The sequence below is a fragment of the Streptomyces sp. NPDC059816 genome (assembly GCF_042732055.1).
Taxonomy (GTDB): Bacteria; Actinomycetota; Actinomycetes; order Streptomycetales; family Streptomycetaceae; genus Streptomyces.
The window spans coordinates 143461-158483 of the sequence record NZ_JBHWIQ010000019.1; the positions used below are offsets into that span (position 1 = coordinate 143461).

Annotated in this window: 11 protein-coding genes; 8 read left to right on the forward strand and 3 right to left on the reverse strand. The window is 73.7% G+C overall.

Annotation, left to right across the window (positions count from 1 at the left end; all coding sequences use genetic code 11):
* Positions 1 to 6: 6 nt before the first annotated feature.
* Positions 7 to 930 (reverse strand): NAD-dependent epimerase/dehydratase family protein, encoded by a 924-nt coding sequence (locus ACFV88_RS24700; protein WP_385494033.1) that lies wholly within the window; start codon positions 928 to 930, stop codon positions 7 to 9.
* 239 nt (positions 931 to 1169) lie between these two features.
* Here ACFV88_RS24700 and ACFV88_RS24705 point away from each other — a divergent pair, with 239 nt between their 5' ends.
* The 4 genes from ACFV88_RS24705 (at position 1170) to ACFV88_RS24720 (ending at position 7479) form a co-directional block, all read left to right on the forward strand.
* On the forward strand, positions 1170 to 2636 hold the full coding sequence (locus ACFV88_RS24705; RefSeq protein WP_385494034.1) for a DUF11 domain-containing protein: 1467 nt from the start codon (positions 1170 to 1172) through the stop codon (positions 2634 to 2636).
* Positions 2633 to 4756, forward strand: a complete 2124-nt coding sequence (locus tag ACFV88_RS24710) for a hypothetical protein (protein ID WP_385494035.1) — start codon at positions 2633 to 2635, stop codon at positions 4754 to 4756. Before ACFV88_RS24705 ends, ACFV88_RS24710 begins: the two co-directional genes overlap by 4 nt.
* Positions 4757 to 4850: 94 nt before the next feature.
* Positions 4851 to 6917, forward strand: a complete 2067-nt coding sequence (locus ACFV88_RS24715) for a hypothetical protein (RefSeq protein ID WP_385494037.1) — start codon at positions 4851 to 4853, stop codon at positions 6915 to 6917.
* A gap of 166 nt (positions 6918 to 7083) precedes the next feature.
* Complete coding sequence (locus ACFV88_RS24720) at positions 7084 to 7479, forward strand: VOC family protein (RefSeq protein WP_385494038.1); 396 nt, start codon at positions 7084 to 7086, stop codon at positions 7477 to 7479.
* A 44-nt stretch (positions 7480 to 7523) separates the two neighbouring features.
* Here ACFV88_RS24720 and ACFV88_RS24725 read toward each other — a convergent pair whose 3' ends face one another.
* Both ACFV88_RS24725 and ACFV88_RS24730 read right to left on the reverse strand, forming a co-directional pair.
* Complete coding sequence (locus tag ACFV88_RS24725; protein WP_385494039.1) at positions 7524 to 8084, reverse strand: SMI1/KNR4 family protein; 561 nt, start codon at positions 8082 to 8084, stop codon at positions 7524 to 7526.
* Positions 8085 to 8120: 36 nt separating this feature from the next.
* On the reverse strand, positions 8121 to 8729 hold the full coding sequence (locus ACFV88_RS24730) for a GNAT family N-acetyltransferase (protein WP_385494040.1): 609 nt from the start codon (positions 8727 to 8729) through the stop codon (positions 8121 to 8123).
* Between the two features lie 203 nt (positions 8730 to 8932).
* Between ACFV88_RS24730 and ACFV88_RS24735 the strand changes: the two genes are divergently transcribed.
* From ACFV88_RS24735 to ACFV88_RS24750, 4 genes are all read left to right on the forward strand, one after another.
* On the forward strand, positions 8933 to 10123 hold the full coding sequence (locus ACFV88_RS24735) for a flavin-containing monooxygenase (protein WP_385494041.1): 1191 nt from the start codon (positions 8933 to 8935) through the stop codon (positions 10121 to 10123).
* A 302-nt stretch (positions 10124 to 10425) separates the two neighbouring features.
* Positions 10426 to 12060 carry a ribosomal protection-like ABC-F family protein gene (gene abc-f, locus ACFV88_RS24740; RefSeq protein ID WP_385494042.1) on the forward strand — a complete coding sequence of 545 codons (1635 nt, stop codon included), beginning with the start codon at positions 10426 to 10428 and terminating at the stop codon, positions 12058 to 12060.
* Positions 12061 to 12395: 335 nt separating this feature from the next.
* Positions 12396 to 13256, forward strand: coding sequence for a 23S ribosomal RNA methyltransferase Erm (erm, locus tag ACFV88_RS24745; RefSeq protein ID WP_385494043.1), 861 nt, complete (start codon positions 12396 to 12398; stop codon positions 13254 to 13256).
* A gap of 163 nt (positions 13257 to 13419) precedes the next feature.
* Positions 13420 to 14985, forward strand: coding sequence for an alpha/beta hydrolase (locus ACFV88_RS24750; protein ID WP_385494044.1), 1566 nt, complete (start codon positions 13420 to 13422; stop codon positions 14983 to 14985).
* Positions 14986 to 15023 lie beyond the last annotated feature (38 nt).

Here is a 15023-nt window from a genome sequence, read left to right on the forward strand (position 1 = left end):
ATCGGCTCAGCCGGGTTCGTTGGCCGTCAGGCGCCCGCGGATCCAGTCGGTGACGGAGGCGTGTTCGGGCTTCCACCCCAACTGGCCCCGGGCCCCCGTACCGCGCACCCGGCTGTTCGAGCCGAGGGCGTACACGGCCGGTTCGTACCCCCACTCCCGGATCGCCGAGTCGATGTCCCAGGGCTGGGCGGGGCCGAGCCCGAGGGCGTCCGCGATGGCGCCGGTCATCGCGGCAAAGGACGCCTCCCCGTTCTCGACGAAGTAGAACGACCCGGCCGGCGCCGAAGCGAGGGCGAGGAGGTACAGGGCCACGACGTCGTCGATGTGGACGGTCGACCAGATGTTGCGGCCGGCCCCGATGTGCCGGACGACCCCGCTCCTGCGGGCCTGGTCCACCAGGCGGGGGATCTGCACGCTGTCGCGGGAGATCCCGTACCCGTGTCCGTAGATCAGGCTGCTGCACAGCACGGTCGACCGGATGTCGCGTTCCGCCGCGGCCAGGACGAGCCGGTCGATGGCGACCCGGGGCGCCTTGTCGGGCTCGGGTCGCCACGGGTCGTCGGGGGAGAGCACGGCCTCGGTGTGGGTCCGTTCCGCGACCTCGCCACGGGCGTCGTCACCGACGATGCTGGAGCCGCTGGCGTGGACGAGGACCTTGCCCGTACCGGCGAGCGCCTCGATGAACGACTCGACCGCGCCGCGGTGGTCGCTGTCCGCGGCGTTGACCACCGCGTCGGCCTCGCGCGCGGCCCGGGCGAGCACGTCCGCGTCGTCCAGCGTCCCGAACACCGGGGTGATGCCGCTCGCCCGGAGCGCCTTCCCGCGGTCCTCGGTCCGGGCGAGTCCCGTCACCTCGTGTCCTGCTTCGACCAGGCGGGTGGCGACGGACCCACCGATGTATCCGCTCGCTCCAGTGACGAATACGCGCACGACCAGCTCCCCTAGTAGACACGTGAACGGTTCACGCTTCCGGAGCAACCGCGCCCCCAACTGCTTTTGTTCCAGCGGGTGTTGCGGAGCCTCTTCGCCACACGGGCGGACGGCGCCTGAGGGGCCGTCAGGGAGGGCCAAAAGGGGTACTTGCATGGCGTTTATACGAAGAAATGACCCGATATGGGGGAGGGTGCAGTCCGTGGACGAAGGACCGGTGAGCACGGAGGGCACCATTCATGAGACGCATTCCCGGGCGACGGCCCGTACGTGGCGACCGACGCGGCGGCGTGACCGCGGTCTGCTGTGCGCTGGGAGTGGGGCTCTTCGCGTTCGCCCCGCCCGTGGCCGCGAACACCGCCGACGCGACGGCGACCGCGAGTAGGGCACCGGGGGCCGCCGGCAGCTCCGCCCCGACCCCGTACGTCGCGCCCGGCGGCGGAACGCAACCCGGTACGCAGTCCCGCGCGCCGGGCCGGGCCGATCTCGCGGTCCGCTGGGACGCGGCGGTGAACCCGTCCGGTACGGCAACGGGTACGGCCGGTGCCGGGAACGGCGGGGCTTCGGGACGACCCGGCGCGCAGGGCGGGACGGGCAGCGCGCCCACCGGCCCGGGCACGGGCACCAAAACACCCGGGACCGCCACAACCACAGCCACAGCCACCGACTTCACGTTCACCTATCGCGTCTCCGTCGTGAACCACGGCCCCTCCCGGGCCGTGGACGTCGTCGTCACGGACCGGCTGCCCGACGCGCTCGTCCTGGTCGAGTCCTCCGGCGGCTGCACGGCGGTCGGACAGGCGATCACCTGTGGGCCGCTGGCCGCGCTCGGCGTCGGCGAGACGCACACCTGGCTGCTCACCGTCCGCCCCGCCGACGACTACTCCGGCGACGGCTCCGACATCAGCAACGTCGCCGTCGTCACCTCCGACACCGAGGACCCCGACCGGGCGAACAACACCGCCACCCACACCGGCGTCCCCCTCCCCGGCGGGGCCGGTCAGGCGGACCTCGCCCTCACCAAGACCGCGGTACTGCCCCCGGGCCGTACCGACGCCGTGCGCCCCGGCGACCGGTTCGCGTACCGCATCACCGTTCGCAACAACGGGCCCGCCGCGGCGTCCGGCGTCCGGGTGGCCGACCCGCTCGCGGCCGTACTGGGCTTCGTCTCCTCGCCGGACGGCTGCGCGATCTCCCCGGAGGACGACCGCACGGTCCTGTGCCCGGTACGGGCCCGCCTCGCGGTCGGGGAGTCGGTGACGTACGAACTCCTCGTCCGGGTACGGGAGGGCGACGCCCTCCGCGGCGGCAGCGGGGGCCATACGGACCACCGCCGCTGCGAGATCGAGAACACCGCCTACGTCACCTCCCTCACCCGTGACCCCGTGCCCGCCAACAACAGCAACCGGCCCGGCACCACCGGCCCCGGCGGCGGCCCCCTCTACCTGGAGCGCCCCGGCAACGGCCCGCACCAGCCCGAGAAGCCGCAGAAGCCCCACAAGCCCCATCGACCCCACAAGCCGCACAAGCCGCATCGGCCGCACGTGCCGGACCAGCTGGCCGAGACCGGTCGGCGGGTCCCCGGCTGGCTGCCCTGGTCCGGCGGGGCGACGCTGGCCACCGGCGCCGCACTCGTCCTGTTCTCCCGTCGGCAGCTGCGGGCCCCGGGCCGCCCCGGCACTCCGCAGGAGGACACCCGGCCATGAGCTACCCCAGCGGCCGACTCGCCAGCGATCGACCCACCAGGGGCCGACCCGCCTCCGGCCGAACCCCTTCGGCGCTCGCCCTCGCCCTGGCCACCGCCCTGGCCACCGTCCTGGCGCTGCTGCTCGCCCCGTCGCCGACCCATGCCGCGGCCCCGCGCGCCCTCAGCTTCCCCGTCCACGAGCCGTTCGACAGCGCGACCGGCAACCTCGGCAGCCTCACCGGCAACGCCAGCTACCAGAGCGGCGGTTGGCTCCGACTGACCAGCGCCGCGGCCAGCCAGGCGGGCGGCTGGGAGATGAACGACTCCTTCTCCACCAACCTCGGGATCGTCGCCGAGTTCACCTACGCCACCTACGGGGGCACCGCCTTCGACGGCAGGCGCGGCGACGGCCTCGCCTTCTTCCTCGCCGACGGCAACGCGGTCAACGGCACCGGCGCCCCCGGCGGTTCGCTCGGCTACGCGTGCGGCGGCGGGCCGCCCTGCAACCGGTCCGGCGTGCCGGGTGCGTTCCTCGGCATCGGCCTGGACGAGTTCGGCAACTTCTCCTCCCCCGGCGTCGGCAACGGCGGGCCCGGCAGCCAGGCCAACCGGATCGTGCTGCGCGGCGGCGGCAACGGCACCACCGGCTACCGCTTCGGCACCTCGGTCGCCGGGCCCGGCGGCACGGTCGAGACCCTGGGCCGCGGCGACTACCGGACCGTGCGGGTCACCGTCACCCCCAGCGGCGGCCGGCTGCTGGTCTCCCTCTGGTCCGACACCGGCCCCGGCACCGCCCTCACCCCACTCGTCACCGACTACGACGTGACCACCATCGCCAATCAGCCGGCCCTGCCGTCCAGCCTGAAGGTCGGGTTCTCCGGCGGGACCGGCGGCGCCACCAACATCCACGAGATCGGCGATCTGAAGATCAACGTGCCGGCCGACCTGTCCGTCACCAAGACCGGCAGCCCCGCCACGGTCCGCGCGGGCGATCCCGTCACCTACACGGTCACCGTCTCCAACAGCGCCGCCAACAACGTGCTGGGCGCCGTGCTCCGGGACGCCGTGCCCGGGCTGAGCAACGTGACCTGGACCTGCACGGCGACCACCGGGAGCCGGTGCGTGCAGCCGTCGGGCAGCGGCAACCTCGTGACCGCCTCCGCCGACCTGCTGCGCAGCGGGTCGGCGACGTACACGATCCGCGGGACCGCGCCCGGCACCCCGGGACCGCTCACCAACACCGCGACCGTCTACGCCCCCGCCGACCGGACGGACACCAACGCGAGCAACGACAGCGCCTCCACGACCACCACGGTGACGGCGCTGGCCGATGTGTCGGTGACGAAGGAGGGCCTGGGCACCGGGCCGGTCACTCCGGGCCAGAGCTTCGACTACCGGGTCACGGTGAACAATGCGGGGCCCTCCGCCAGCAGTGGCGTCGCGATCGTCGACACCCTGCCCGCGGGGCTGAGCTTCGTCGCCTCGCCCGACGGGTGCACCGCGAGCGGGCAGACCGTCACCTGTCCCGCCCTGGCCACCCTGCCCGCGGGCGGCTCCCGGTCGTGGACCTTCCGGGTGAAGCTGGCCGACACCTACGGCGGGAACGGGAGCGACCTCGGCAACACGGCGACCGTGCGGCACGCCGTCGCCGACCCGAACACCGCCAACAACACCTCGACGGCGGTGACCCCGCCCGGCGGGGTGACCGAGCCGCGCGCCGACCTGCGCACCGCGAAGCAGCCCGTGACCACGGCGCCCGTCTCCCCCGGTCAGACCTTCGACTACCTGGTGACCGTCGGCAATGCGGGCCCCTCGGTCGCCCGGGGCGTCCGGATCACGGACCCGCTGCCCGAGCAGTTGACGTTCGTGTCGTCGCCGGACGGCTGCACCGCGGCCGGGCGGACGGTGAGTTGCGGCCCGGTGGCCACGCTCGCCGTCGGCGCCACGGTGCGCTGGACGTTCCGCGTCCGGATCGATCCGGGCTACGCGGCCGACGGCACCGCCCTGCGGAACACCGCGACGGCGACGGCCACCACCCGGGACCCGGACCCCACCAACAACAGCGGTACCGCAGGCGTGCCGGGCGCCCGGGTCACCCCGCCCACCTCCGACGTGACCCTCACCAAGGGCACCGCCTGAGCCCCCCTCCCGACTCTTTGAGGAACGGACCCGATACGAGATGAGATCGAGCAGCAGAAGCGGGCGGCGGCGCCCGGGACCCGGCTGGAGAACCGTGCTCGCCGCCGTCCTGGCCGGTGCCGCCCTGCCCCTGTGGGGGGCGGGCGCGGCGAGCGCCGCGCCCGCCCGGGTGGTGACCTCGCTGGGCACCCTCGCCCCGGCGGCGCCGGCCGCCCCGACCCCGCCCGGCGGGCTGGTCACGTACACGCTGACCGCGCGGAACAACGGGCCGTCGGTGGCGCGTGAGGTGACGGCCACGGACACCCTGCCCGAGGGGCTGGAGTTCGTGGCGTCGGCGGACGGCTGCACGGCCGCCGGGCTGACCGTCACCTGCGGCCCGGAGCCGCACCTGACCGTCGGCGAGAGCAAGACCTGGACCTTCGTCGTCCGGATCTCCCCCTCCTACCAGGGCGACGGTTCGGACCTCGGGAACACCGCCACCGGCACCTCCGAGTCCGTGGACCCCGACCCGGACAACAACAAGACCGACCCGGTGTCCCCGACCGGGCCGTTCGACCCCGTCTCCGACCTCAACACCGTGAAGACGGCGATCGGGACCGGGCCGACCGTGCCGGGCGAGGAGTTCCAGTACCGGATCGCGGTGGAGAACACCGGCCCGTCCGACGCCCGGAACGTCACCGCGACCGACGACCTGCCCGCCGGGCTGGCGTTCGTCTCCTCCAGCGACCCGTGCACGGCCTCCGGGCAGCGCGTGACCTGCGGCCCGCTCGGGGTGCTCCCGCCCGGGGACACCGTGACGTGGACGTTCCGGGTGAAGCTGAGCGACGCGTACACCGGCAACGGCACCGACCTGCGGAACACGGCGACCTCGACGTCCGACTCCGAGGACCCGAACCCGGAGGACAACACCTCTCCGCCGGTCCTGCCGCCCGGCGGGGTCAGCCAGCCGCAGGCCGACATCTGGGTCTCCAAGCGGCCGACGACCAGTACCGTCATCGCGCCCGGCGAGACCTTCGAGTACGCGGTCACCGTCACCAACGACGGCCCCTCGCGCGCGGTGAACGTCACCGCCACCGACACCCTGCCCGGCCCGTTGGCCTTCGTCTCCTCGCCCGACGGCTGCACCGCCAGCGGGCAGGCCGTGAGCTGCGGACCCCAGGTGACGCTCGCTCCCGGCGCGTCGAAGACCTGGCGGTTCACGGTCCGGCTCGACGAGGCGTACCGCGGTGACGGCTCCGACATCCGGAACGTGGCCGTGGTCGACACCGACACCGACGACCCGGTGCCCGCGAACAACACCAGCCCGGCCGCCGGACTCCCCGGCAGTGCGGTGAACCAGCCGTACGCGGACCTGTCGGTCACCAAGGAGCCGGTCGGCAGCGTCTCCCCGGTGCCCGGCCAGCAGTTCTCCTACCGGATCGAGGTCACCAACGACGGGCCCTCGGCGGACGCGTTCAACGTCCGGCTCTCCGACGACCTGCCCGCCGGACTGACGTACGTGTCCTCGTCGCCCGCCGGCTGCACCGTGTCCGGCCAGGCGGTCTCCTGCCGCCGGACGACCCCGCTGGGGGTCGGCGAGACGGTCGAGTACGTGCTGACGGTCCGGGTCGACCCGGCGTACAAGGGCGACGGCAGCGATCTGCTGAACACGGCCCGGGTCACCGCCGACAACATCGACCCGGCGAGCGAGAACGACACCGACACGGCCACCGTGCCCGGCGGTACGGTCTCCGCGCCCTCGGCGGACCTCGGGGTCGTCAAACGGCCCGTCACCTCGACCCCGGTGGCGCCCGGCGAGACCTTCGAGTACCAGGTGACGGTCACCAACAACGGCCCGTCGCAGGCGGATGACGTCGCGATCCACGACGTGCTGCCGACCGCATTGACGTACGTCGCCTCCGACGACGACTGTCTGTCCGGCGACACGGTGGTCTGCGGCCCGCTGCCGACCCTCGCCCCCGGCGCGTCCGTGACCTGGGTCTTCCGGGTCAAGCTGGCGCCGGACTACACGGGCGACGGCACCGACATCCGGAACACGGCGACCGTCCACTCGCCGACCCGGGACCCGGTGAGCGGCAACAACAGCAGTACGACGGGCACGCCCGGCGGCACGGTGAAGAAGCCGACGGCGGACCTGGAGGTCACGAAGGAGACCCCGTGAGCTGACGGGGTGAACGGCTCGGGGCCCGTGTCGCCGTCCGGCGGTACGGGCCCCGAGCCGTGTGCGGCCCGCCGCTCAAGTAGGACGGGTTCTGGCCTAATTGCCGCCTACAGTGAAGTCATCGGCCGGGGATGCGGTATCCACGGCGGGGACGAAGGGGACACCGATGCTGCGAGGACTCACCACCGTCAGTTTCTGGGCCGACGACCTGGCGGCTGCGAAGCGTTGGTACGCCGAACTCCTGGACGTCGAGCCGTACTTCGAGCGGCCGGGGTACGCCGAGTTCCGCCTCGGCGACTACCAGCACGAGTTGGGACTGATCGACCGCCGTTACGCGCCCGAAGGGGCGGGCACCGGGCCGGGCGGTGCGGTCGTGTACTGGCACGTCGACGACGTGCGCGCGACGCTGGACCGGCTGCTGGCCCTGGGGGCGCAGGAGTACGAACCGCTCACGGAGCGCGGTCCGGGGTTCGTCACCGCCTCCGTGACCGATCCCTTCGGGAACGTCCTGGGCGTGATGTACAACCAGCACTACCTCGACGTACTGGGCGCCCGCGGCTGACCCGGGGGTGCGGCGAGGGGACCGGGCGGGGCGGGTGCCCGGCCTCAGCCGCTCCCGGGGTCGTCGGGCTGCGGCAGGACGCGGAAGAACGGGCGGCCGGGCGCGAAGTGCTCGGAGTTCAGCCCCGGGTCCTCACCGCGGAGGTACGCGAGCAGCCACGCCGTGAACGTCAACGGGCTTTCGAGGTAGTCGAGTTCGACCCGGTCTATGACGCCGACGGCCCAGGGGTCGGCCGCGTCGCGCGGCAACCGGAAGTACACCCGCGCGCCGCAGGCCGAGTGGCCCCAGGGGAACAGTTCGCCGGGGCCGGTGCCGAACGGGTGCGGCGGCAGGACCTCCGGGTCGACGTCGGCCCACCGCTCGGGTTCGTCCCGGATCGCCTCGGCCAGGTTGAACCAGCGGGTCGCGGGGTGGAACAGGGTGAGCTGGTTGTTGATCAGGATCGCGCCGTAGGCGTCCAGGAAGTGCCGGTAGTCCGCGGGGAGGACCAGGCCGAGCTCCCGCTCCAGGGCGGTCCAGGCGGCCGGGTCGGCCCCGGTGAACCCGGGCTCCCCCAGCAGTTCCCGCAGCTCGTCGAAGGTGGGCGCGGTCTCGGCAGGGTGCACGGGGCTCCTCGTGGTGTCGGCCCGGCTGCCGGGGGCTCAGGGCAGCGACGGGTACGGGTCCGTCGCGAGCCGTCCGTGCAGATGGACGTCGCGGAACGCGTCGCGTCGGCCCGCCTCGAACATCGCGCCCCTCAGGGTCCCCTCGGCGCGAAAGCCCACCCGCTCGGCGATGCGGCACGATACCCCGTGCCCCGGAGCGTGACCCAACTCCAGCCGGTGCAGCCCCCGTTGCTCGAAGGCCCAACCGCTCGCCAGCGCCAGGGCCCGGCTCGCGACACCGCGTCCCCGGGCCTCGGGCAAGGTCCAGTAGCCGACGATCGCCACCCGCATCGCGTCGTTGATGTTGCTGATGCCGAGGTGGCCGAGGATCGCGCCGGTCCACTCGTCGGTGACGCAGAAGGAGGCCGCGGTGCCCCGTTCGGCCTGTTCCGCGCGGGAGGCCAGCGACCGGCGGGCGTCCGCCGGGCCCGTGATGCCGATCATCGGGGTGTTCCAGCGCAGGAACTCCGGGTCGGTGTGACCGAGGACCCAGGCGTCGACGTCGGCCGGCGCCTCGACGTCCCAGGAGCGGAGCAGCAGTCCCGCACCCCTCAGGAGCGGTGTCGCCGCCGTCGCGTCGTTCCCGGTACCGCGCGTCTCACTCATACGTTCATTGAACACCGATGCGCCCGCCCGCCACGAGTGGCCACCGGACGGGCGGCCGGTGGCCGTCGTATGGCAGCTCGTGGCCGTCGGATGGCCGGTGGACGGCCCCTCCTGGCCCACGGACGCCCCTCGTGATCAATTCGCAACGCATTTCGGTCTTGACCGAGACCAATCAACCCAGGACGGGATTACGCTCGCTGCTCATGGCCGTCACCACAGACCACGACAAAGCCGCCCTGCTGCGCACGGACGACCGCCCGGTCTACGTCATCGGCGGCGGCCCCGGCGGCCTCGCCGTCGCGTACGCGCTGCGCTCCCGCGGGGTGCGGGCCGTGGTGCTGGAGAAGTCCGATGCGGTGGGCGCCTCCTGGCGCGGGCACTACGAGCGGCTGCGGCTGCACACCACCCGGCGCCGCTCCGCGCTGCCCGGGCTGACGATCCCCCGGGCCTTCGGCCGCTGGGTGGCCCGCGCCGACCTGGTGCGGTACCTGGAGAAGTACACCGAGCACCACGCGTTGGAAGTGGTCACCGGCGTCGAGGTCACCCGGGTCGACCCGGCGCCCGACGGTCGGGGCTGGGTGCTGCGGGCCACCGGCGGACGGGAGCTCGTCGGCGCCGCCGTCGTCGTCGCCACCGGCCACCACCACACCCCGCGGGTGCCCGACTGGCCGGGCCGCGAGACGTACGCCGGCACGCTGCTGCACGCGTCCCGCTACCGGGAGCCCGCCCCGTACGCGGGACGGGACGTGCTCGTGGTCGGCGCCGGGAACACCGGTACCGAGATAGCGCTGGACCTGGCCGAGGGCGGCGCCGCCCGGGTCCGGATCGCGATCCGCACCGTTCCGCACATCGTCCGCCGTTCCGTGCTGGGCTGGCCCGCACAGGCCACCGCCGTCCTGGTCCGCCGGGTCCCGGCGCCCGTGGTGGACCGGCTGGCCCGGGTCCTGGCCCGGGTGAGCGTCCCGGACCTGTCGGCGCGCGGACTGCCCCGACCCCGCACCGGGCTGTACACCCGGGCGCGGCAGGGGGCGATCCCGGTGCAGGACGTCGGGTTCGTGAAGGCGGTGCGGGGCGGGCGGGTCGAGGTGGTGGCCGCCGTGGAGTCGTTCGACGTCGACGCGGTCGTCCTGCGGGACGGCAGCCGGATCGCACCGGACGCCGTCGTCGCCGCCACCGGCTACGACCGCGCCCTCACCCCGCTCGTCGGACACCTGGGGGTGCTCGGCCCGGACGGACGGCCGCTGGTGCACGGGCGGCGGTGCGCCAAGAGCGCGCCGGGCCTGTACTTCACCGGCTTCACCAACCCCCTCAGCGGCATGCTCAGGGAACTCGCCCGGGACGCCCCGCGGATAGCCAAGGCGGTCGCCCGCCGCCTGCCCGTCAGCACCCGCTGAACGGCCCCCGGCGCCCGAAATCCACGGGCCCCCCGCACCGGCCGCTGTTACGCTGGCGAGACCAGTGACCCCTCCCGAGGAGTGCAGACATGGCGGGTGACGACGACATCTCCGGGTGATACCCGGGGCTGACCGGCCACCGACGGGCGCAGCAGAGCGCCGTCGCCGTGGCCCGCGCAGTCGTCCCCCCACGTCCCTGTCTGTCGAGGGCGAGCCCGCCACCGCGCACGCTGCCGCGCCGTGCCTTCCACGCGTCCCGTGTGCCGCGGGTGTGCCGCGCCCTCCTCCCGCGAGGTCTCCGCATGTCCGACACCACCGTCATCTGCTCGAACCTGTCCTTCTCCTGGCCCGACGACACCCCCGTCTTCCAGGACCTGTCCTGCACCGTCGGCGCGGGCCGCACCGGTCTCGTCGCGCCCAACGGCGCCGGCAAGAGCACCCTGCTCAAGCTGATCGCCGGTGAGCTGCGGCCCACCGGGGGTTCCGTCTCGGTGGCCGGCACCCTCGGCTACCTGCCGCAGAGCCTGCCGCTGACCGCCGATCTGACCGTCGCCGAGGTGCTGGGCGTGGCCGAGGTGATCCGCGCCCTGGACGCCATCGAATCGGGGGACGTGCGCGAGGAGCACTTCACGACCGTCGGCGACGACTGGGACGTCGAGGAACGCACCCGGTCCCAGTTGGACCGGCTCGGCCTGGGCGGCCTCGCCCTCGAACGGAGCCTGGGCACCCTCAGCGGCGGTCAGGTCGTCTCCCTGGGGCTGGCGGCCCAACTGCTGCGCCGCCCCGACGTGCTGCTGCTCGACGAACCCACCAACAACCTGGACGCCGAGGCCCGGCACCGGCTGTACGAGGTGCTGGCGGACTGGCCGGGCACCCTGCTGCTGGTCAGCCACGACCGGGCGCTGCTCGACCGCATGGACCGGATCGCCGCACTCGACCGCGGGGAACTGCGCCTTTTCGGCGGGAACTTCACCGCATACGAGGAGGCCGTGCGGGCGCAGCGGGAGGTCGCCGAGAAGAACGTCCGCAACGCCGAGCAGGAACTCAAGCGGGAGAAGCGGGAGTTGCAGCAGGCCCGCGAACGGGCCGAGCGCCGCGCCAGCAACGCCGCCCGGGGCCTGAAGGACGCGGGACTGCCCCGCATCTTCGCCGGGACCATGAAGCGCGGCGCGCAGGAGTCGGCGGGCCGGGCCGGTCAGACGCACGCCGCCCGGGTCAGCGGCGCCAAGGCCAGGCTCGACGAGGCGGAACGCTCCCTGCGGGACGAGCAGCGGCTCACCGTCGACCTGCCCGACACCCGGGTCCCCGCCGGGCGCACCCTCTTCCTCGGCGAGTCCCTCCAGGTCCACCACGGGGACCGGCCGCTGTTCGCCGGCGCCGGCCTCGACCTCACCGTGCGGGGTCCCGAACGCATCGCCCTGACCGGCCCCAACGGCGCCGGCAAGACCACCCTGCTCCGTCTCGTCCAGGGCGACCTGGCACCGGACGGCGGGCGCGGCCGGCACGCCGAGGGGCGGATCGCGTACCTGTCGCAGCGGTTGGACCTGCTGGACCCCGAGCGCACCGTGGCGGAGAACTTCACCGCCTACGCCCCGCACCGGACGGAGGCCGAGCGGATGAACCTGCTCGCCCGCTTCCTGTTCCGGGGCGCCCGGGCCCACCTCCCGGTCGGCGCGCTGTCCGGCGGGGAGCTGCTGCGGGCCACCCTGGCCTGCGTGCTGTGCGCCGAACCCGCGCCGCAGCTGCTGCTGTTGGACGAGCCGACGAACAATCTGGACCTGGTCAGCACCGAACAGTTGGAGGGCGCGCTCGGCTCCTACCAGGGGGCGTTCGTGGTGATCAGTCACGACGAACGTTTCCTCGACCGGATCGGGGTGGACCGCTGGCTGCGGCTGGCCGACGGACGGCTGACGGAGACGGGAGCCCCGCTGGGGTGATCCGTCGAGGTGTTGGACGACGCGCTGCGCGGGCGGTGGCGGGGCCGGGGCCGGGAGGTCCGGCTGGCGGCCGGGAAAACCGGGTGACCGGCGGGGAGGGTGCTGCCTACACTCGCGGCATGAGTGGAATCTCCTGCGCGGGCGTCGCCTCGACCCGCACCCGCCGCGCATAGCGGCGGCACCCTCCCCACCGCGCCGCGCCCCGACCGGCCGTCGCCCCTGACCGGGCCCGTACGGTCCGTGCCCGCGCGCCCCGAGACGTACCGCCGCCCCGAGCGTCCCGCCGGGCGGCCCCGCGCTGCCCGGCTCCCTCGAAAGCCGCGGAGCTCCCACCCATGCCCAGGCACCACCAGCCCTCCTCCCGCCGCACCGCCCGCTTCCCGCACGGGGAAGCCGTGCCCGCCGCGACGCAGTTCGACGCCCCGCCCGGCGGACGCCACGAGCTGGGGCAGAACTTCCTCGTGGACCGTGCGGTGATCCGCGCGGTGGTGGACCTCGTCGCCCGCACCGAGGGCCCGATCGTCGAGATCGGCACCGGCGACGGTGCGCTGACCCTGCCGCTCCAGGAACTGCGGCGGCCCCTGACCGGCGTCGAGATCGACCCCCGCCGGGTGGCAGGGCTCCGACGCCGCACCGGCCCCGACACCACCCTGGTGCGCGCCGACTTCCTGCGGTACCGGCCGCCGGCCGCCCCGCACGTGCTCGTCGGCAACCTCCCCTTCCATGCGACCACGGCGATGCTGCGCCGCGTCCTCGCCGCCCCGCACTGGACCGATGCGGTGCTGTTGGTGCAGTGGGAGGTCGCCCGGCGGCGGGCCGGGGTCGGCGGGGCGACGATGATGACCGCCGAGTGGTGGCCCTGGTATGCGTTCCGACTGGCCCGCCGGGTCCCGGCCGCCGCGTTCCGGCCCCGCCCCGGCGTCGACGGCGGGCTGCTGACGATCACCCGGCGGCCCCGTCCGCTGCTCCCCGTCGACGAGCGGACGGCGTACCGGGACTTCGTGCGGCGGACGTTCACCGGGCGGGGCCGGGGCGTCGAGCAGATCGTCACCACCGTCCGGCCGACGACCTCCCGGCGCGCGGTGCGGGACTGGGCACGGCGCAACGGGGTGCCGGGCGGCGCCCTCCCCAAGGACTTGACGGACCGCCAGTGGGTTGAGTTGTACCTCTTGGACGGCGGGCGCGGCGTTCGCTGATCGCCGAGCGGCGGCGTTTCGGTCAGCGCGGGAAATTTTCGACAACCGAACTCCTTTTCGGCCAGGGGCCGTTACCCTGTGCGCCAACCCCACGGTCCGTCCCTCCGGGCCTTCGACCAGCGCTGTTCCCCCCTGTCTCGATCCCAGCTAACGAAGGCACCCCATGCGCACCCGACGAAGAGTTCCGGTGATAGCCCTCGGCGTCACCGCGATGTTCGCCCCCGCTTTCCCCGCCGTCGCGTCCGGCCAGGACGTCCGCCCCGGCGCGACCGCCGCGGCACCGGCCGCCGCCGCCCAGCAACTCAGCTGGGGCAGTTGCGACCCGAACCTGCCCACCACGACGGTGGAGTGCGCGACGCTCACCGTCCCCGTGGACCACCGCAAGCCGAAGGGCCGGACGACCGAGCTGTCCGTCTCCCGGATCAAGGCCGCCGACCCCGCCAAGCGACGGGGCGTGCTGCTGTTCAACCCGGGCGGCCCCGGCGGCCCCAGCCTCTTCTACCCCCTGTGGATGGCCGAGACCCTGCCCCAGTCCGTCAAGGACCGTTACGACCTCATCGGCTTCGATCCGCGCGGCGTCGCCACGAGCAGCCCGCTGAACTGCGGCACCACCACCCGCAACGAGCGGCTGACCTTCCGGCCGTACACGGAGGCGACCTTCGCCAAGGACGTGGCCTGGGCGAAGGACGTGGCCGCCAAGTGCCGGGCCAACAACCCGGACATCAACCACTTCACCACCCGCAACACGGCCCGGGACATGGACCGCATCCGGGCGGCCCTCGGCGAGCGGCGGATCTCGTACTTCGGTCTGTCCTACGGGACGTACCTGGGCGCCGTGTACGCCCAGATGTTCCCGCGCCGGGCCGACCGGTTCGTCCTCGACAGCGCCGTCGACCCGAAGCTCGTGTGGCGGGGCATGGTGCAGGCGTGGGCGTCCGAGGCCGAGCCCGCGTTCGACCGCTGGGCCCGCTGGACCGCCGAGCGCGCGACGACGTACGGCCTCGGGAACACCCCCGCGGAGGTCAAGCGGACCTTCTACGCCCTCGTCGAGCAGGCCGACCGCACCCCGCTGGACCTGGGCGGCCACCCGTACACGGGCGCCGAGATCCGCGACTGGATGCGCTGGGACATGTACCGCCCGAAGCTGGGCGCCGAGTTCGTGGTGAAGCTGAAGGACGCCGCCGCAGGCAAGCCGGTCGAGCCGAACCCCCCGTACGTCCCGACCGACAACGAACTCTCCGCGTACGTGGCCGCGACCTGCGGTGACACCCAGTGGCCCACCGACCCCGCGGTGTACCAGGCGGACTCCCGCCGGGACAGCGCGCGGTACCCCTTCTTCGGCGACTCGGTGTCCAACATCGTGCCCTGCGCCTTCTGGAAGCCCCCCGTCGAGCCGACCACCGTGGTCAACAACAAGGTGCCCGCGCTGATCGTCCAGAACGAGTGGGACTCCCAGACGCCCCCGGTCGCCGCCCGCGGTCTGCACCGGGCCCTGAAGGGCTCCCGGTACGTCCTGGTCGACGAGGGCGAGGGGCACGGCGTCTACGGGCGCGGAATCAGCGCCTGCGCCGAGGACCTGACCACCCGGTACCTCACCACGGGCCGGCTCCCGTCGAAGAACGTGACCTGCGCGGTCAACGCGGCCCCGGCCCCGACGGCCGACGCCCGCGCCTCTGCACCCGGCGCACCGCAACTCCCGGGCTCGCGGCAGCCGTTCGGCGGTCGCTGACCCGTCCGGCCGTCGTGACCGGTACCCCCGGTCACGAC

What these genes read in the sequence shown, in the direction of transcription:
- ACFV88_RS24705 (WP_385494034.1), top strand. Translation starts at nt 1,170, where the DNA reads ATGAGACGCATTCCCGGGCGACGGCCCGTACGTGGCGACCGACGCGGC.
- ACFV88_RS24710 (WP_385494035.1), top strand. Translation starts at nt 2,633, where the DNA reads ATGAGCTACCCCAGCGGCCGACTCGCCAGCGATCGACCCACCAGGGGC.
- ACFV88_RS24720 (WP_385494038.1), top strand. Translation starts at nt 7,084, where the DNA reads ATGCTGCGAGGACTCACCACCGTCAGTTTCTGGGCCGACGACCTGGCG.
- ACFV88_RS24730 (WP_385494040.1), bottom strand. Translation starts at nt 8,729, where the DNA reads ATGAGTGAGACGCGCGGTACCGGGAACGACGCGACGGCGGCGACACCG.
- ACFV88_RS24735 (WP_385494041.1), top strand. Translation starts at nt 8,933, where the DNA reads ATGGCCGTCACCACAGACCACGACAAAGCCGCCCTGCTGCGCACGGAC.
- abc-f (WP_385494042.1), top strand. Translation starts at nt 10,426, where the DNA reads ATGTCCGACACCACCGTCATCTGCTCGAACCTGTCCTTCTCCTGGCCC.
- erm (WP_385494043.1), top strand. Translation starts at nt 12,396, where the DNA reads ATGCCCAGGCACCACCAGCCCTCCTCCCGCCGCACCGCCCGCTTCCCG.
- ACFV88_RS24750 (WP_385494044.1), top strand. Translation starts at nt 13,420, where the DNA reads ATGCGCACCCGACGAAGAGTTCCGGTGATAGCCCTCGGCGTCACCGCG.